The sequence below is a fragment of the Streptomyces sp. ATexAB-D23 genome (assembly GCF_000373645.1).
GTDB classification, from domain to species: domain Bacteria; phylum Actinomycetota; class Actinomycetes; order Streptomycetales; family Streptomycetaceae; genus Streptomyces; species Streptomyces castrisilvae.
Genome location: NZ_KB892014.1, coordinates 90,947 through 108,089 on the forward strand (window position 1 = coordinate 90,947; position 17,143 = coordinate 108,089).

Annotated in this window: 14 protein-coding genes; 2 read left to right on the forward strand and 12 right to left on the reverse strand. The window is 72.5% G+C overall.

Translation table 11 applies throughout. The features are described from left to right. The first annotated feature begins 121 nt into the window (after positions 1-121). On the forward strand, positions 122-1,243 hold the full coding sequence (locus tag B082_RS0115845; RefSeq protein WP_026249844.1) for an NAD(P)/FAD-dependent oxidoreductase: 1,122 nt from the start codon (positions 122-124) through the stop codon (positions 1,241-1,243). Here the strand turns inward: B082_RS0115845 and B082_RS0115850 are convergent. From B082_RS0115850 to B082_RS0115870, 5 genes are all read right to left on the reverse strand, one after another. Then, complete coding sequence (locus B082_RS0115850; RefSeq protein ID WP_018552791.1) at positions 1,240-1,701, reverse strand: MarR family winged helix-turn-helix transcriptional regulator; 462 nt, start codon at positions 1,699-1,701, stop codon at positions 1,240-1,242. The genes B082_RS0115845 and B082_RS0115850 overlap by 4 nt on opposite strands. Before the next feature lie 157 nt (positions 1,702-1,858). Then, positions 1,859-3,127 (reverse strand): FHA domain-containing protein, encoded by a 1,269-nt coding sequence (locus B082_RS0115855; RefSeq protein ID WP_026249845.1) that lies wholly within the window; start codon positions 3,125-3,127, stop codon positions 1,859-1,861. A gap of 106 nt (positions 3,128-3,233) precedes the next feature. Continuing rightward, positions 3,234-4,577 (reverse strand): vWA domain-containing protein, encoded by a 1,344-nt coding sequence (locus B082_RS0115860; RefSeq protein ID WP_018552793.1) that lies wholly within the window; start codon positions 4,575-4,577, stop codon positions 3,234-3,236. Between the two features lie 87 nt (positions 4,578-4,664). Then, on the reverse strand, positions 4,665-5,936 hold the full coding sequence (locus tag B082_RS0115865) for a PP2C family protein-serine/threonine phosphatase (RefSeq protein ID WP_026249846.1): 1,272 nt from the start codon (positions 5,934-5,936) through the stop codon (positions 4,665-4,667). Further along, on the reverse strand, positions 5,933-8,383 hold the full coding sequence (locus B082_RS0115870; RefSeq protein WP_018552795.1) for a tetratricopeptide repeat protein: 2,451 nt from the start codon (positions 8,381-8,383) through the stop codon (positions 5,933-5,935). The genes B082_RS0115865 and B082_RS0115870 overlap by 4 nt, the downstream gene beginning before the upstream one ends. On the opposite strand from B082_RS0115870, the gene B082_RS40510 reads away from it, so the two are divergent. Beyond that, positions 8,367-8,699, forward strand: coding sequence for a hypothetical protein (locus B082_RS40510; RefSeq protein WP_018552796.1), 333 nt, complete (start codon positions 8,367-8,369; stop codon positions 8,697-8,699). The genes B082_RS0115870 and B082_RS40510 overlap by 17 nt on opposite strands. Before the next feature lie 132 nt (positions 8,700-8,831). Here B082_RS40510 and B082_RS0115875 read toward each other — a convergent pair whose 3' ends face one another. The 7 genes from B082_RS0115875 to B082_RS0115905 all read right to left on the reverse strand — a co-directional run bounded on the left by B082_RS0115875 (position 8,832) and on the right by B082_RS0115905 (position 17,139). Beyond that, complete coding sequence (locus tag B082_RS0115875; RefSeq protein ID WP_018552797.1) at positions 8,832-10,166, reverse strand: hypothetical protein; 1,335 nt, start codon at positions 10,164-10,166, stop codon at positions 8,832-8,834. Positions 10,167-10,287: 121 nt separating this feature from the next. Next, complete coding sequence (locus B082_RS0115880; RefSeq protein WP_018552798.1) at positions 10,288-11,322, reverse strand: glutamate ABC transporter substrate-binding protein; 1,035 nt, start codon at positions 11,320-11,322, stop codon at positions 10,288-10,290. 11 nt (positions 11,323-11,333) lie between these two features. Next, positions 11,334-12,734, reverse strand: a complete 1,401-nt coding sequence (locus B082_RS0115885) for a hypothetical protein (RefSeq protein WP_420707683.1) — start codon at positions 12,732-12,734, stop codon at positions 11,334-11,336. Between the two features lie 325 nt (positions 12,735-13,059). After that, positions 13,060-14,034 carry an N-acetylglucosamine kinase gene (locus B082_RS0115890; RefSeq protein WP_018552800.1) on the reverse strand — a complete coding sequence of 325 codons (975 nt, stop codon included), beginning with the start codon at positions 14,032-14,034 and terminating at the stop codon, positions 13,060-13,062. Continuing rightward, positions 14,025-15,290 carry a 6-phospho-beta-glucosidase gene (locus tag B082_RS0115895; RefSeq protein WP_026249848.1) on the reverse strand — a complete coding sequence of 422 codons (1,266 nt, stop codon included), beginning with the start codon at positions 15,288-15,290 and terminating at the stop codon, positions 14,025-14,027. The genes B082_RS0115890 and B082_RS0115895 overlap by 10 nt, the downstream gene beginning before the upstream one ends. Positions 15,291-15,293: 3 nt before the next feature. Beyond that, positions 15,294-16,196 carry a carbohydrate ABC transporter permease gene (locus tag B082_RS0115900; RefSeq protein ID WP_018552802.1) on the reverse strand — a complete coding sequence of 301 codons (903 nt, stop codon included), beginning with the start codon at positions 16,194-16,196 and terminating at the stop codon, positions 15,294-15,296. Between the two features lies 1 nt (position 16,197). Continuing rightward, positions 16,198-17,139 (reverse strand): carbohydrate ABC transporter permease, encoded by a 942-nt coding sequence (locus B082_RS0115905; RefSeq protein WP_026249849.1) that lies wholly within the window; start codon positions 17,137-17,139, stop codon positions 16,198-16,200. Positions 17,140-17,143 lie beyond the last annotated feature (4 nt).

Below are 17,143 nucleotides of genomic sequence, written 5' to 3' on the forward strand. Positions count from 1 at the left end.
GGTGATTCCGCCGGGGCAGCGGTATGAGCGCTTTACAGTTCGTGACACGAACCATTATGTTCGTGTGACGAACTACATGATGCGCGTATGTGTGCGTGCTCATTCAGGGATGGGGATCGGCATGGAAAACGGAACGGCCCGTCGCACGGTTGTGGTCATCGGTGGGGGATACGGCGGATCGGCGGTCGCCAAAGCGCTCGACGAGGAAACCGATGTGGTGCTCATCGACCCCAAGGACGCGTTCGTCCACGCGGCGGGATCACTTCGGGCCCTGGTCAGGCCCGACTGGGCGGAGAACATCTTCTTCCCGTACGACACCCTCCTGAAGCGCGGCACCTTCCGCCGCGAACGGGCCGTCGCCGTCGACCCGGGCGGCGTCACCCTGGCCTCCGGCGAGCGGATCGCCGCCGACTACCTGGTGCTCGCGTCCGGCTCCGACTACCCGTTCCCGGCCAAGACGGACACCGACCTCTCCGGCGACGCGCTGGCCCGGATACGCGAAGCCCACGCGGAACTCGCCGCCGCCGGGCGGGTGCTGATCGCCGGCGCCGGACCGGTCGGCCTCGAACTCTCCGGCGAGATCAAGGCGGTCTGGCCCGACAAGCACGTGATCGTCACCGACCCGGCCGATGAGCTGATGCCGGGCTTCCTGCCGGAGTTCCGCGAGGAACTGCTGCGCCAGCTGGCCGGGATCGGCGTCGAGCTGCGGCTCGGTACCGCGCTCGCCGGGGAACCGCCGGCCGAGCCGGGGCGCCTGAAGCCGTTCACGGTGACCACGACGGGCGGCGACGCGATCGAGGCCGACCTCTGGTTCCGCTGCTACGGCGTGCGCTCCAACGGCGGCTACCTCGCCGACGGCCGGGTCGCCGACCGCGACGCGCAGGGCCGCGTCCCGGTCACCGAACGCCTCAACGTCGTGGGGCACGACCACATCTACGCCCTCGGCGACCTCACCGGCCTGGCCGAGGCCAAGATGGCCGGGTACGCCATGAAGCACGCCGAGGTGGTGGCGGGCAACGTCCTGGCCCAGGTGCGCGGCGAGGTTCCGGCGGGCACCTACCGGCCGTCGCCGCCCTCGGCGCTGCTGCCGCTCGGCCCCGGCGGCGGGGTGGGGCAGGTGCCCACCCCGGACGGCCCGGCCGTGCTGCCGGCCGCGCAGGTCAGCGCGTACAAGGGAAAGGACCTGTTCACCGGCCGCTTCGCCGAACTCTTCGGAATCACCCGCGACGAGGGCACGGCCTAACAGCCGGGGGTGGCCGTGGGCGCGTTCTCGCAGGGGCCGCGGAAGACCACCGGCACCTTGTTGTCCAGCACCAGGCGGCCGAGGAGGGCGGCCAGCAGTTCGCGGTCGGGGGCGTCGACGCCGTCCGCCAGTGCTTCCACCCGTCGGCTGGTCTCCTCGTGGAACACCTCGGCCAGCTCGCTTCCCGCCCCGGTCAGCGCCACCCGCACGGCACGCCCGTCCTCCGGATCTGCCTCGCGGCACACCAGGCCGCGCTGCACGCTCCGGTCCACCAGTCCGGTGAGGCTGGACTTGGCCAGACCCAGCACGGTGCCCAGCTCGCGCATGCCGTACGGCTTGAGCATCAGGACGCAGAGCAGCTGGCCCTGCTGGGCGGTGATGCCGTGCTCGCGGCCGGAATCGGCGTACACGGCGTTCACCAGAAATGCGGAGCGCACCAATGCGGTGGCGATCCCCATCTGTTCGCCTTCGGCCTTTCGCATTCGCCCAGAATACGGCAGGTGGTGACGGTACGGCCCCGCCCGGGGCGGACATTCGTGGCGCGAACTATCCGCAAGGCAAAGCGGCCGGTGAGAGACGCAAAGCCTCTCACCGGCCGCTCTGTGTCTGGCGGCGTCAGTCCCGGCGGATCGTGATCGTCGTCCACGCCCCGACGTGCACCCGGTCGCCGTCCTGGAGCGGAACGGGGACGTAGGGCTGGATCGGATCCTCGGCGCCGTTGACCGTGGTGCCGTTGGTGGAGTTCTGGTCGACCACGGCCCAGCTGCTGTCGGGCTGCTGGACGAGCACGGCGTGCTGGTGGGAGACGCCCGGGTCCTCCGGCGGCACCGACAGGTCGATGTCCGGGGACTCGCCCGTGCTGTGCCGGCGGCGGCCGATCGTGATCTGGCTGCCGGTGAGCGCGAGCTGCTGCTCCGGGGAGTACGCGGGCAGGTTGAGCCCGGTGGCCTCGGGGCCGCTGCGCTGCATCATCGCCAGGAAGTAGTCACGGTCCGGGGCGATGAACGCCGTCCAGTTGTTGGACAGCGGAGCCTGTCCCTGTCCCTGTCCCTGTCCCTGTCCCTGGCCGGGTCCGTGCTGCTGCCCCGGGCCGTGCTGCTGGCCCGGGAAGGGCGGCTGCTGCATCGGCGTCTGCGGGCCCTGGGCGGTCTGGGACGGTGGGGAGAGCAGCCAGTCGTCCCCGTCGGAGCGCGACGGGGCCTGCGGGGGAGCCGTCTGCTGGAAGGCGTGCGGCGCCTGCTGCTGGCCCTGCTGCTGGAACGGCGACGGCGGGGGTCCGCCCTGCTGGCCGCCCTGAGGTCCCTGCTGGTACGGGGGCGGAGGCGGCGGACCCTGCCGGCCCTGCTGTCCGGGCTGGCCGGGCGGTCCCTGCTGGTACGGCGGCGGGGTGCCCTGCGGGCCCTGCCCGAACGGTCCGGGAGGGCCGGACTGGCCGGGCCCCGCGGACAGCGGCTCGGCCGAGCGGTTCATCTGCGAGGGCCGCGAGCCCTGGTAGTCGAACGGGTCGCGCTGCTGCTGCTGCGGCGGTTGCTGCTGCTGGGAGGGGAAGCCCGGCGGCGGATTGTGCCCGGGACCGGGGCCGGGGCCGCCGTGCTGCGGGGCCAGCGGTGTGTACGAGGTCGCGGTGCTCGTGAGGAAGTTCCAGCGGCACTCCTCGCAGAACGGCGCCATCGCCTCCCTCGGCGTGCGGCACTGCGGGCACAGCTCGGCCTGGGCCGTCGCGTTCGGGTCGTGGGGCTGCGGATATCCGTAACCCCGCGCGGGCGGCGGAGGAGGCGGCGGGGGAACCGCACCCGCGGGCGCGCCCGGCCCGGTCATGCGGTGGCCGCAGACCTCGCACCAGTCCTCGGAACCCGACTGGTGTCCGTTCGGGCAGGTCGGCATGTCGGCGCTTCCCCCTCTCCTTGTCCGGCCCACAGGCCGTTATTCGTCTTGCTCCGCGGCCCGGCGGACCTGAACCGGCGGGCTGCTGATCGGTGTGGATATGTGGCTATTTCTTGACGCGTACCGTCTTCGTGGAGCGGGTTTCGAGGGTCATCTCGTCCGCTTCCGCGACCTTCGCCTTCAGTCGCACAGTACCCGTCGCCGCGTCGACGACGTCTACCACCTTCGAAAGCAGTTTCGCAGTGTCCTCGTTCCCGGACGCGGATGCCAGCTGCACCGCACGACCCAGTTTGGCCGTGGCGCCGTCGAAGTCTCCCGACTTGCGGGCATCAAGACCCTGCTGGATGACTTGTGCCAGTTCGGCCTGACCCGTGTAGTGCGCCACCTGCGGATTGATCGAGGTGGACGCCACCATGTCGTCCGTCCACACCGCCCGCACCAGACCCTGCGAAAGCGTCTGCGGCGCCCCGCCGGCCGGGTCGGGAAGGATCAGGGAGACCCGGGCCGCGAGCATCTCCTGACCGATTCCGGCCTCCGGGACCCGGACGCAGACGTGGTAGTCGCGGGACTCGTCGCCCCAGGAACCCGTGGGGTAGTCCCCGGCCCTGGGGCCCGCCTCGGTGCGGCGGTCGGTCAGGTCGGCGACCGTCGGCGCGACCTGCTTCACGTACTGGATCTCCACGCCGACCGGGGTCCACAGGCGCAGCGCGACGTCCGCGACCTCCTTGCCCATGGCGTTCTCCATCATCTGCGTGAAGTCCGCCGCGAGCCCCGCCGGGTCGGCGACGATGTCGGCCGTGCCGAGCAGCGCCGAGGCGATGGCTGTGACTTCTTTCACTTCCCAGTCGGTGCCGACCCCGCGGGCGTCACAGGTGAACCGCCCCGCGCAGGCGTCCAGCGCCGCGCGCAGGTCCTCGGGCGACTCGTGCTCGTTGCGCCCGTCCGTCAGCAGGATGCCGTGCCGGATGTCCACGTCGGCGGAGCCGAGCAGCCGGTCCGCCAGCCGCAGCCAGGTCCCGATCGCCGTACCGCCGCCCGCGCTCAGCCGGCGCAGGGCCTCCTTGGCCTGGGCCCGGGTCCGGGCGTCGGCGACGGCGAGCCGGCCGTTGCCCGGGTAGACCTCCCTGGCCACGTGCGTGCCGTCGACCACGGCGAACGAGGTGCCGTCGCGCAGGGTGTCGATCGCCGCCGCCGTCGCGTCGCGGGCGTTGCGCATCTTCGTCGGCGGGTAGTCCATCGAACCCGAACAGTCCACCATGATCACCACGGCGGCGCCGGTGGCCCGCCCCGGCCCGGACGCGCCCGCCAGGGGTACGCCCCCGGTGGTGCCGCCCCCGGTCGAGGTGACCGTGATGATGCCGTTGACCTCACGGCCGCCCTCGGGCAGGAATTCGTTCTGATACACCTCGACGGAGAACTGCGGCACGTTCGACTTGGAGAAGTTGGCCATCTGATCGGCTCCTTGAGGCTCCACGTGTCAGATGAAGACAGATGTACGGACAAAGGCATCAAAGGTGGGCAGGGTGAACCGCCCGGTTCAGGCGGAGCCTGCCCCCTGCGGTGACACGGCGAACGGCAGCAGGGCCACTGTTACGTTGTCGTGGCCCCCGCCGTCGAGGGCGTGACCCACCAGCACCCGCGCGCCGTGCAGCGGTCGTTCGTACGCGTCCTCGGGGACCGCGGCGGCCATCTCGGCCGCGGACTCCGCGTAGTTCCACAGGCCGTCCGTGCAGACCACCACGAGGCCGGGCCGGTCCGGTTTGAACGAGACCGTGTGCGGCTCCAGTTCGTAGGCGTCGGCGCCGAGCCAGCCCGTGATGGCGTGGGCACGCTCGTCCGCGTACGCCTCCGCCTCGTTCATCAGGCCCGTCGCGACCATCTGCGCGGCCCAGGAGTCGTCCTCGGTCAGCCGGGCGGGCGCCGTGGAGCGGTCCTCGGGCACCCAGTACACGCGGCTGTCGCCGACCCAGCCGACGACCAGCAGACCGCTCGCCATCACCGCGCCGACCAGCGTGCACGCCGGGGCGTTCTGATGGCGGTGCGGTTCGCGCTCCCGGTCCGGCTCCTGGGCCAGCCGGTTGACCGACTCCGAGGCCGCCACGATCGCCTCGTGCATCGCCTGCTGCGGATGCGTGCCGCGCGGCAGCGCCTCCAGCAGGGACTCGTTGGCCGTGCTCGCCGCCGCGGCCGAGGCCTCGTCGGGCCGGCTGGCCGACGACACCCCGTCGCACACGATCGCCACCACGGCCGCCGAGCCGTCCGGCAGGGCGGTCGTGGACACCGCGAACGAGTCCTCGTTGCGGTGGTGGCGCAGCCCCCGGTCACTGACCGCGGCGACCGAACCGAGCTCCTGCTCCATGTGGTCGCGCTCGCGCGGCTGCGCGTGGCCGCAGTTCTCGCAGTAGCCGTCGCCGTCGACCCGGCCGGCCCGGCAGGCCACGCACAGCTTGGCCCCGGCCGAGGGGGCCGCCGCGACGGCCTGCGCCGGCTTCGGGGACAGCCGGGGGTCGGGCGCGGCCGCCCCCGGGGCGGCCAGCTCGAAGTCCCCGGAGCGGGCCGGGCCGTCGAGGCGCGCCCCGGAAGGCGCGGCAGCGCGCGGCGCACCCGCGCCGGGCGCACCGGACGGCGGCGCGCCCGCACCCGCGTCCGGCGTGACGATGGCGACCGTCGGGCGGTCCGGCGGCGGCTCCGGCACGGCGGACAGGTCGTACCCGCACGCACCGCAGAACAGGTCGCCCTGCTCCAACGGCTCCTCGCAGCCGGGGCACCTCGGCAACGCCGACTCCTGGCGGTTCTGCGACATGTTCACACCCACGTTCGGGGGCGGAAGCGGTTGGCCCGCTCCACCAGTTCGATCCTCTCGGCGCCGGGCTCCGCGAGCCGGGCGAGCATCCGGTACGCGCGCTCAAGACCGAAACGCAGCCCGCGCTCGTCCAGCTCGCTGCCGAGCAGCGTCCCCGGGCCCTGCGGCCCGCCGTGCACGGACTGCTGCGGGCCCGAAGGGCTACCGGAGAGTACCCAGTCGAGCGCGGTGCCCAGCACCTCGGTCGACAACTGCTCCCGCCGCACCGCGTCGAGCCCGAGACCGGCGAGCCCCGACACCTGCGCCGAAGCGGCCGTCAGGTCCGTCATCAGCGGTTCGCCCGGGGCCCGTTCGCGCAGCCGCGCCCGGACCGAGGCGACCCGGGCCGCCGTGAAGTGGATCGACGCCTCGGGCACCGACTCCAGCGACCGGACGGCGGCGTTCCGGTCCCCGGCGGCGAGCTGCACCCGGGCCAGGCCGAACGCGGCGCTCACGAAGCTCGGATCGGTCAGCCACACCAGCCGGTAGTACTCGGCGGCGTTGTCCAGCTGACCCAGCACCTCCGCGCAGATACCGAGGGCCAGCTTCGGCGCCGGCTCCCCGGGAAACGCGTCGTACACCGCGTCGAACGCCAGCGCCGCGTTCTCCCTGTCGCCGGTCACCAGGGAGGTGAGGCCCCGGTACCAGACCACCCGCCAGTCGTCCGGGTGCCGGCTCTCCAGCTCCGTCAGGGTCTTCCCGGCCGCGTCGAGGTCGCCCATCTCCAGATACGCCCGCAGCTCACGCAGCCGGGTCTCCAGCGACGCCGCCGGAACCGCCTGCAACGCGGCGATCAGCTCGGCGGGCGCCGACGCCATCACCCCGGCCAGGAAACCCGCGTTGGGGTCGTTCGCGTCGACCCGGGGCACCGGCAGCGCCAGCGAGGTCCCGCGCACGTCCAGCCCGGCCAGCCGGGGCGCCGAAGCACCGGGCGGCGTCTGCGGGGCGGCCGGCGCGGGCACCGGACTGCGGGGGGCGGGCACGCTCACCGTGGCCGGCGCGTGCGGCAGGGGGCCGGAGCCGGTGCCGGGCCCGCCGGGGGCACGGACATGGGTGGCGACGGAGGGCACCGGGGCGGCGCCCGTCGCGGAGGCGGGCGGCGGCCCGGCGGGCAGCGCCCCCGGAACACCCCCGGGCGGGGTCACCGCGGCGGGCGGCAGTGCCGATCTCGCCGCCCCGCCCCGCCGGCGCCCCAGGAACCCGGAGCCGCCGGGCTCGACCCTGCGGACACCCAGCCGCGACACCTCGCCCGTCGGGGCGGCGAACAGCTCCGTGTCGGTGACCCGCAGCTCCGCGCCGAACAGCGTCGACAGCGCCGGACGCGGGCGCCCCGTCTGGAGCGACACCACCTCCCGCAGCACACCCGTCAGCTGCTCGGCCATCTCCGCCGCCGAGGCGAACCGGCGGGCCGGATCGGGGTCGGTGGCCCGCACCAGGAGCCGGTAGAACGACTCGTAGGTCCGGAACACCTCGATGTTGTCCGGGTCCGGCAGCGAGTCCACGAAGACGTTCGTGTACCCCTGGAAGTCGAAGGTGAGCACCGCGAGCGTGCGCGCCACCGTGTACAGGTCGGAGGCGACCGACGGGCCCAGGTCCGCGACCTCCGGCGCCTGGTAGCCGACCGTGCCGTAGATCGCCGACTCGTCGTCGTCCATCCGGCGGACCGCGCCCATGTCGATGAGCTTCAGCTGGTCCTCGGTCTGGATCGCGTTGTCGACCTTGAAGTCGCAGTACAGCAGGTTGCGGCTGTGCAGGTGGCCCAGCGCCTCCAGGGCCTCGATGCCGAACGCGCACGCCTGCTCGACCGGCAGCGGGTCCCGCTTCCCGGCCGGCGTGCGGCGCTCGTTGGCGATCTCCTTGAGCGACTTGCCGCCGACGTACTCCATGACGATGTAGCCGTCCAGCGAACCGGTCCGCTGGTCCAGGTGCTCGACGAAGTTGTAGATGCGCACGATGTTCGAGTGCTCGATCTCGGCGAGGAACCGGCGCTCCGAGATGGCCGCCGCCATGGCGTCCTGGTCGCCCGTGTCGAGCAGGCCCTTGAGGACCACCCACCGGTCGGAGACCGCGCGGTCCACCGCGAGATAGACCCAGCCGAGCCCGCCGTGCGCCAGACAGCCCGCCACCTCGTACTGCCCGTGGACGACATCGCCGCCCTGGAGCTTGGGCACGAAGGAGTACGGGTGGCCGCACTTGGTGCAGAACCCCTCGGTGCGGCCCGTCCGCTCGCCCCGCGACCGGCCCACCGGAGCCCCGCAGTCCGAACGCGAACAGAACCGTTTGCGCTCGGGCACCTCCGGGTTCTCCATCACGGCGGTACGCGGATCGGGGCGCGGCACGTCCGGGACCTGCACCAGACCCGCGCCCAGCCGGTTGCGGCCCGAGGCGTTGGTCGACTTGGCCGACGAGCGCACCGAGACCGAGTGCGAGCCGGTCCGGCCGGACAGCGAACGCGACAGCCGCCCCGAGACCGAACGCCGCGAGGTCGACGAACGCGACGAGGCCCGGGACGACGCCCGCGACGAGGACTGCGAACTGCTGCGGGCGGAGGAGCTGTCGCTGCTCCGGCTGCTCGCCCGCCCGCCGCCCGTGATCCCCGTGGCCGGCGAGTTCAGCGAGCCGTCCCCGGGTTCTCGGCCTCGCCCGGACGGGGGAGACCCCGCCGGCGCGACGACGGGCGCCAGACCGCAGGTGTCGCAGTACAGCTCACCGCCGCCCATGTCCTCGTAACTGCCCTCGCACGCGGGGCGCTGGCACTGCGTACTCATGTTCGTTCCCCCTCTTCGCCCCGCCGCCTCGGCGGCCTCGACGGTCCGTCACTCCTGCTCATGCCCGCTGCGCGCTCCCCGGGCCCGGTCCGTCTCACGGGTGCCCCCGCCGGTCCTGCGGGCCGGACCCGCCCCGGCCGCCCAGCTGGTCCAGCGCCGCGTCCTGATAGCGCTGCACCGCCTGCGCGGCCACCCGCAGGTCGCACGGGGCGCTCCACAGCATCCGGCGCGCCGCGTCGTAGCGCTCGATGAGGACCGGGTCCTCCGCCAGGCCGTGCCGGGCCACCTTCGCCTTGTACGCGTCGAGCCGGCCGCGCAGCTCCGCCCGGACGGCCAGCGGCGCGGTGACCGCCGTCAGCTGCTCCCGGGCCCGCAGCAACTCCTCCTCGGCCTCCCGCTCCAGGGTCTCCAGGAGCGGCGAGAGCCGGTGCCAGCGGGCGTGCCTGCGGTACTCCGAGGCGGCCGCCAGGCGCTCCTGGAGCACGGTCGGCGGGCCGTTGACCACGGGCACCTCGGACGCGGCGATCTTGGCCAGCACCTCGCCGCGCGCCGTGCGGGCCTCGGCCAGTGTGCGGTCGGCCCGGGAGAGCACGTCGCGCAGGTGCACGAGGCGCTGTTCGGCGTCCTGCCGGACGGCGAGCACCGCCTCGACCTCGCGCCGCACCTCCTCCAGCGCCCGCGCCGCCCGGTCGTAGCGCGTGGTGTCCGGACGCCCGCCGCCGGGCGCCGCGCTCCCGGGCCCCGGCAGCCAGAACGCCAGCGGGTCCGAGATCACCTGCGCCCGCAGCGTCGTCAGCTCCTGGGTGATCGACTCCAGGTCGTCGCCCGCGGGGTGTTCCCCGGGCCGCACGCCCACCGAGTGCGCCAGCGAGTGGGTACGGCGCAGCTCGGCGGCGAGGAGATCTATGCGGGCGGGCATCGCCGACCACACGGCGTCGGACGCGACGACCATGTCGAGGGCGCGCGCGTACAGACCGTTCATCCGGGAGACCAGCTCCTCCAGCGTGAACCGCTCGGAGAGCCGGGCCGGGCCGCTGACCGACGGGTCGTGCCCGGCCGCCGCGTGCGCCACCGTGACCCCCTGGCCGCGCAGCAGCTCGGTCAGGGTCGCCAGGTCCTCCCGGTTGGGGTGGCGGCGCCTGGCCCGCACCTCGCGCGCCTCGTTCAGCACACCCGCGTACGCGTCGAAGTAGCTCCACAGCAGCGTGATCGACTGCTCGGTGACGGTCCACCGCTCCCGGGTGACACCGGTCAGCTCGGCGCCCTCCAGGAGCCGGCGGCCGGCGTGGTCCTGGAGGGCCAGGAGAGAGGTCTCGATCGCCTCGTGCTCCGCGCCGAGCCGGGCCAGCGCGCGGTCGGCCTCGTCCCGGTCCATGACAGGACCGGGGGGCCGGGCCGCGTAGCCGGGGAAGGGACCAGCGACGCCCATCGATCACCTCTTCGCTCTCCCTGCCGGGCGGGGGGCCCGGCAGGATCAGTGCCGCCACCGCCGGCCGGACGGCCCAGGGCCTTGTCTCTGGATCGTGCCGGGCCCGCGGGCTCTGTCCCGCCTACTGCGGTTTCGGCGGCCCTTCGATTCCCGGCAGGCCGTTCGCCAGCCACTTCTTGTACGACGTCATCCAGGGGCTGTCCGCGCCGCCGGAGGTGTAGTCGAGCAGCACCTTGTTGACCCGGGCCACCAGGTCGTCGGCGCCCAGCTTCGTGGCCACGCCGTAGTACTCCTCGGTGAACGGGGTGCCCTTGAGCTGCACGGCCGGATCCTGGGCGGCCTGGCCGGCGGCCAGCGCGTTGTCCGTGACGATCGCGTCCACCTCGCCCAGCTGGAGCCGCACCAGGCAGTCCAGCTGGTTGGGAACGGTCAGCTGGTCCTCGTCGGCCGGGGTGCCGTCGTGCTCGTCCTCGAAGACGGCGCCGTACGACTTCTTCTTCAGCTCGTCATACGCCGTGGAGCCCTCGGCGGTGCAGATCCGCTTGCCGGCCAGCGTGGAGTTGTAGCCGGTGATCGAGTGGTCCTCCTTGGCGGCGAGGACCTGCTGACCGGCCAGGAAGTAGGGGGTGGAGAACGAGACGTCGCGCAGCCGGGCGCAGTTGATCGTCATCGTCCGCACGACGACGTCGACCTTGTCGTTCTCCAGCGCCTCGATGCGCTGGTTGGTCGGGATCGCCCGGAAGATCACCTTGTTCTCGTCGCCGAGGACGGCCTTGGCGATGGCCCGCACCAGGTCGATGTCGAAGCCCTCCAGCTTCCCGGTCTCCGGGTCGCGGAAACCCCACTGGAAGCTGTTCTGGTCGACGCCCGCGATGAGCTTGCCGCGCTCCTTGATCCGCCTGACCGCCTCGCCGTCCACCTCGGACGGCGGGACGCTGGCCAGCGGGTCCTTGCAGGAATCGGCCCGCGTCTGAAGGGCGTTCAGCGCGCCGGGCCCCGTGGCCTGGGGGCCGAACACGTCGTCGCCGTCGTGGGAGAGCGGCAGCAGGGTCAGCGACGCCGTCACCGCACAGGCGGCGGCCATGGCGCTCACCCCGCCCCAGCCGCGCAGCCGGCGCAGCGGGCCGCGGCCCGTCCTCGGGTCCTTCGCTGTCATCGCTTCCCCTGTCACCGGAACTCCGAGAGCCTGCGGTTGACCCCGACGATGGCCGCGACCGCGCCCAGCACGGCCAGGACCGCCGCGCCGACCGGCAGGCCGCCCAGGGCGCCGCGCCCGTCCTCCGCGGCCCGGGTGAAGTCGCTCTGTTCGTGGTCGAGCGCCGTGCGCAGGGCCTCGTCCACCTTCGTGAAGGACTCGCCCGTGGAGTTCTTCTGCCCGATGATCTGCTCCAGGGCGGTGTCGTAGTCGCCGCTGTCGTCGGCCTTGCGGGCGGTCCGGTGGCGGCCCTGCCACTCGGTGACCGCCTTGGCGGCCGCGGCCACCGGCTTGCCGCCCTCGGTGTCACCGGTGTCCTCGGCGAGCTTCGCCGCCTCGGCCAGTTCCTCGCCGAGCGCCTTCATGCCCGCGTTGTAGTCCGTCTCGTACTTGTCGCTCTTGCCGTCGGCGGTGAGCACCGCGCCCCGGGCGACCACCGTGAGGTTCTCGTCGGCGCGCGCCTTCAGCGAGTCGATGCGCGCCCGGTTCAGCACGTCCATGGACCGCTGCCCGTGCGAATCGGCCTGGGCCAGATCGGAGCGGGCCACGGTGTGGCCCACCGCCAGCCACAGCAGCAGCACCGTCGCCGCGGCCGTCGCGGCCAGCAGACCGTGGTTGAACACCCGGTTCGTGCGGCGGTAGTTGCGCCGCTGCGCCCAGAACAGCACCGCCAGCGCGACGATTCCGATGCCCAGCGAGAAGAACGGCCAGGCCCGCGCGGAGTGCTGGTCCCGGTCGAGCCGGCCGGTCTCCGCCTCGTACAGCCGCTCGGCGGCCGGCAGCAGCTGGCCGGACATCTGCTGGTTCGCGTACCGCAGGTAGGCGCCGCCCAGCGGCAGACCCTGCCGGTTGGTGGCGCGGGCGCGCTCGATCAGACCCGTGTAGCGCGGCAGTCCCTCGTTGAGCGTGGTGATCTCGCGGCCGGACGCCGAGGAGGTGTCCGTGTGCGCCGCGGCCTTCACCAGCAGCCGGGACGCCTCCTCGATGTCCTTCACGTACTGGTCGTGCACCGCGCGCGGCTCCCGCGGACCGGCCAGGAAGCCGCTCGCCGCCGCCGCGTCCGCGTCCGCCAGCGAGCGGTAGATGCCCGCCGCGTCCGCGCTGAGGGGCTGGCTGCGCTCCACCACGTCGTTGGCCGAGGCCGCGCGGTCGTTGATCTCGACCGCGGCCACCGCCCCGAACGCCAGGACCAGGAGCGCCAGTACGGCCCCGATGATCCGGAGCCTGCCCGGTTCGGTGGTCGCCGCGGCACGCAGCCGCTCGACCGCGACCGCCCGGCCGCCGTGCTGCGGCGGCACGGGTACGGCCGCCGGCGCGGGTGGCTGCTCCGGCGCGCTGTGCGGCGCCCGGCGCACACTCGGCGGGTGTGTCACTCGACCTCCCCCTCGGTCACTGACGGCGGCCCGCCCCCCGGCCGATCGGGGGACTGGTACCCGGCCAGAAGTATGGCCGCAGGGACCGGTACACACATCCAGAACGCCTGGATCGAGCACCGGGCCCGTGGCGCGGCCGGCCGTGGCCGGCCGCGGTCAACAGCAATTCGATCAAGAGCTGAGCCGTTGATCAAGGCGAACGGCACGATCCCCCACCGGGCCGTCCTCCCCACCCTTCAACACGTCCGGGCCGACCGATCGGTTCCCGTACGCGCGAGGGCGCCCCACAACCCGAAGGCTACGGGACGCCCCTGCCGCCCATCCGTCAGGCGTACTGCGCACGCAGCCTGGTGTGCACCTCGGGCTCCGCACGCGTGTGGTCCAGGCCCAGCAGACCGGCGCCCAGCACGGGGGACTCCCGCACCACCCGCACCACCGCCTTCGGGGCCCGCTCCGCGAGGAGTTCGGCGATCCGGGCGTCCAACCGCGGGTGCCGGGCCGCCAGTACGCTGCCGCCCAGGACCACCGGGGCCTCCTCACCGAGCAGCCCCAGGCGGGACAGCGCGACCGAGGCCAGCGCCACGACCTCCTCGGCCAGCCGGTCCACCAGGGCCCGCGCCACCGGGTCGCCGGCCGCGCTCGTCGCGAAGAGCACCGGCGTCAGCTCGTGCCGGCGCTCCGGCGCGATGCGGCCCAGGTGCAGCGCCTCGATCAGCGCGTACATCGAACCGAGCCCGAAGTGCGCGGGGAGCGCGCGGGCCAGCTCGGTCGGCTCGCCGCGCCCGTCCTCGGCCCGCGAGGCGAACCACATCGCCTCCTCGGACAGACCCGAACCGCCGCCCCAGTCACCGGAGATCCGGCCTATCGCGGGGAAGCGCGCGGTCCGCCCGTCCGGCACCATGCCGACGCAGTTGATCCCCGCGCCGCACACCACGGCCACCCCGCGCGGCTCGTCCACCCCGGCCCGCAGGATCGCGAAGGTGTCGTTGCGCACCTCGACCGTGCGGCCCCAGCCGCGCGCGCCGAGCGCCTCGGTCAGCTGCTCCTCCTCGACCGGCAGATCGGCGTTGGCGAGGCAGGCGGACACATGGGCGACCTCCCCGGTGTCCACGCCGGCCGAGGCCAGCACCCGCTCCACCGCCGCGCCGAGCACATCCACCGCCGTACCGATACCGACCACGGGCGGCTGGAAGCCGCCGCCCCTGGCCGTGGACAGCACCGTGCCGTCCGCACCGATGAGTGCCACATCGGTCTTGCTGTTCCCCGCGTCGATCGCGAGGACCGAACCGTTCACGCCCACGGGAGGTGCTCCCGGTTGTGCGCGATCAGCTTGTCGGTGAGCGCCTCGGCGTACTCGAACTGGCCGATCAGGGGGTGCGCGAGCAGCGCCTTGAACACCCGGTCCCGGCCGCCGTGCAGCGCGGCCTGGAGCGCCAGGTGCTCGTACGCCGTGACGTTGGCGATCAGCCCCGCGTACATCGGGTCCAGGGCCGGCACGGCGAGCGGCGTCGCGCCCGAGGCGTCGACCTTCGCCTGCACCTCGATCACCGCGTCGTCCGGCAGGAACGGCAGGGTGCCGTTGTTGTACGTGTTCACCACCTGGTGCGAGGAGCCGCTGCCGCCGAGCAGGCCGGCTGCGAGGTCCACGGCGGCCTCCGAGTAGAAGGCGCCGCCGCGCTTGGCGAGCAGCGCGGGCTTCTCGGCCAGCTCCGGATCGCCGTACATCGCCAGGAGTTCCTTCTCCATGGCGGCGACCTCGGCCGCCCGCGAGGGCTTGGTGCCCATCTCGCGCACGACCTGGTCGTGCGCGTAGAAGTAGCGCAGGTAGTACGAGGGGACGACGCCGAGGCGGTCCACGATCGCGCGCGGCATGTGCAGGTCGTCCGCGATGGCGTCGCCGTGTTCGGCGATCAGCCGCGGCAGGACGTCCTCGCCCTCGGGGCCGCCGAGGCGCACCCCCAGCTCCCACGTCAGGTGGTTGAGCCCGACGTGGTCGAGGTGCACCTCGCCGGGGGTCACGTCGAGGAGCGCGGCGAACTTGCGCTGGAAGCCGATCGCCACGTTGCACAGGCCGACGGCCTTGTGGCCGGCCTGGAGCAGCGCGCGGGTGACGATGCCCACCGGGTTGGTGAAGTCGATGATCCAGGCGTCCGGGTTGGTGCGCCGGACCCGTTCGGCGATGTCCAGGACGACCGGGACGGTGCGCAGGGCCTTGGCGAGGCCGCCGGCCCCGGTGGTCTCCTGGCCGACGCAGCCGCACTCCAGCGGCCAGGTCTCGTCCCGGTTGCGGGCGGCCTGGCCGCCGACGCGCAGCTGGAGCAGGACGGCGTCGGCGCCGGCGACTCCCGCGTCGACGTCCGATGTGGTGACGATGCGCCCCGGGTGGCCCTGCCTGGCGAAGATCCGCCGGGCGAGGCCGCCCACGAGTTCGAGCCGGTCGGCGGCCGGGTCGACGAGGACCAGCTCCTCGACCGGCAGCGTGTCACGCAGCCGGGCGAATCCGTCGATCAGTTCAGGGGTGTAGGTGGACCCGCCACCCACTACTGCGAGCTTCATGAATCAGCCCTTTACTCCGGTCAGTGTGACGCCCTCGACAAAGGCCTTCTGTGCGAAGAAGAAGACGACGATCACAGGGGCCATGACCAGAACGGTCGCGGCCATGGTCAGGTTCCAGTCGGTGTGGTGTGCGCCCTTGAAGGACTCCAGTCCGTAACTCAGGGTCCAGGCCGCCGGGTTCTCGGAGGCGTAGATCTGCGGGCCGAAGTAGTCGTTCCAGGCGTAGAAGAACTGGAAGAGGGCGACCGCGGCGATGCCCGGCTTGGCCATCGGCACCACGACGCGCAGCAGGGTGCGCAGTTCGCCGCAGCCGTCGACCTTCGCCGCGTCGAGGTACTCGTCGGGGATGGTCAGCAGGAACTGCCGCAGCAGGAAGATGGAGAACGCGTCACCGAAGGCCATCGGGATGATCAGCGGCCACAGCGTGCCGGACAGGTCCAGCTGCTTGGCCCAGAACAGGTACATCGGGATGACCACCACCTGCGGCGGCAGCATCATCATCGAGATGACGAGCATCAGCGACAGATGCCGCCCGCGGAAGCGGAACTTGGCGAGCGCGTACGCCACCGGCAGCGAGGAGACCACCGTCAGGACGGTGCCCGCGCCCGCGTACAGCAGGGTGTTCTTCCACCAGGTCAGAAAGCCCGGGGTGTCGAACACCTTCTTGTAGTTGGCCCACTCGAAGGGGTGCGGCCACAGGTCACGGGTGAGTGCCTGCTGGTCGCTCATCAGCGAGGTGAGCAGGAGGAAGACGAACGGCAGCACGAAGAAGAGGGCGGCCGCCACGCCCAGCGCGTGCACGGCGATCCAGTGCAGCAGCGCCTTGCGGCGTGCGACGCGCCGGGCCGGGGTGTCGGGGTCGTTCGCCGGGCCCGCGGTCTTCGGGATGTCGAGAACCTGCGCCACGTCACTCACCTGCCTGGATCAGTCCGCTGCGGCGCCGCATCAGCAGTGCGGTGAACGCCATGGCGAGGACGAAGAGAACGAGCGCGACCACACAGGCGGAGCCGTAGTCGAAGCGCTGGAAACCGAGGTTGTAGACGAGCTGCGGAAGCGTCAGTGTCGACTTGTCGGGATAGCCCGGTTCGAACTGCTGGCCCGAGCCGCCCATCACCCCCGACGCGACCTTCCCGGCCACCAGGGGCTGGGTGTAGTACTGCATCGTCTGGATGATGCCGGTGACCACGGCGAACATGATGATCGGCGAGATGTTCGGCAGCGTGACGTAGCGGAACCGGTGGTATGCGGTCGCCCCGTCCAGCTCCGCCGCCTCGTACTGCTCCTTGGGTACGTCGAGCAGCGCGGCCATGAAGATCACCATCAGGTCGCCCACCCCCCACACCGCGAGGGCGGTCAGCGCCGGCTTGGACCAGGTCGCGTCGGTGAACCAGCCCGGGGTTCCCATCCCGAGGTCACCGAGGATCGAGTTGACCGGCCCGGTGCCGGGGTTGAGCAGGAAGACGAAGCCCAGCGTGGCGGCGACCGGAGGCGCCAGGTACGGCAGGTAGAACAGCGTCCGGAAAACTCCCGTACCCGTCTTGATCTTGGTGATCAGCAGCCCGACACCGAGCCCGAAGACCACCCGGCAGGCGACCATGACCACGACCAGCCACAGCGTGTTGCGCAGTGCCGGCCAGAACAGCGGGTATTCGTTGAAGACGAACGACCAGTTCTTCAGGCCGCTGAACTCGGGGGCGGCGAACCCGTCGTAGCTGGTGAAGGAGAAGTAGAGCGTGGAGACCAGCGGGTAGGCGAAGAAGACGCAGAACCCGATCAGCCACGGCGACATGAAGGCCGCCGTCCGAAGCGCCGACCTGCGGCGCTTCGAACGGAGTGTGTACGTGCTCATCGTG

What these genes read in the sequence shown, in the direction of transcription:
- B082_RS0115895 (WP_026249848.1), bottom strand. Translation starts at nt 15,290, where the DNA reads ATGAAGCTCGCAGTAGTGGGTGGCGGGTCCACCTACACCCCTGAACTG.
- B082_RS0115905 (WP_026249849.1), bottom strand. Translation starts at nt 17,139, where the DNA reads ATGAGCACGTACACACTCCGTTCGAAGCGCCGCAGGTCGGCGCTTCGG.
- B082_RS0115845 (WP_026249844.1), top strand. Translation starts at nt 122, where the DNA reads ATGGAAAACGGAACGGCCCGTCGCACGGTTGTGGTCATCGGTGGGGGA.
- B082_RS0115880 (WP_018552798.1), bottom strand. Translation starts at nt 11,322, where the DNA reads ATGACAGCGAAGGACCCGAGGACGGGCCGCGGCCCGCTGCGCCGGCTG.
- B082_RS0115875 (WP_018552797.1), bottom strand. Translation starts at nt 10,166, where the DNA reads ATGGGCGTCGCTGGTCCCTTCCCCGGCTACGCGGCCCGGCCCCCCGGT.
- B082_RS0115860 (WP_018552793.1), bottom strand. Translation starts at nt 4,577, where the DNA reads ATGGCCAACTTCTCCAAGTCGAACGTGCCGCAGTTCTCCGTCGAGGTG.
- B082_RS0115855 (WP_026249845.1), bottom strand. Translation starts at nt 3,127, where the DNA reads ATGCCGACCTGCCCGAACGGACACCAGTCGGGTTCCGAGGACTGGTGC.
- B082_RS0115850 (WP_018552791.1), bottom strand. Translation starts at nt 1,701, where the DNA reads ATGGGGATCGCCACCGCATTGGTGCGCTCCGCATTTCTGGTGAACGCC.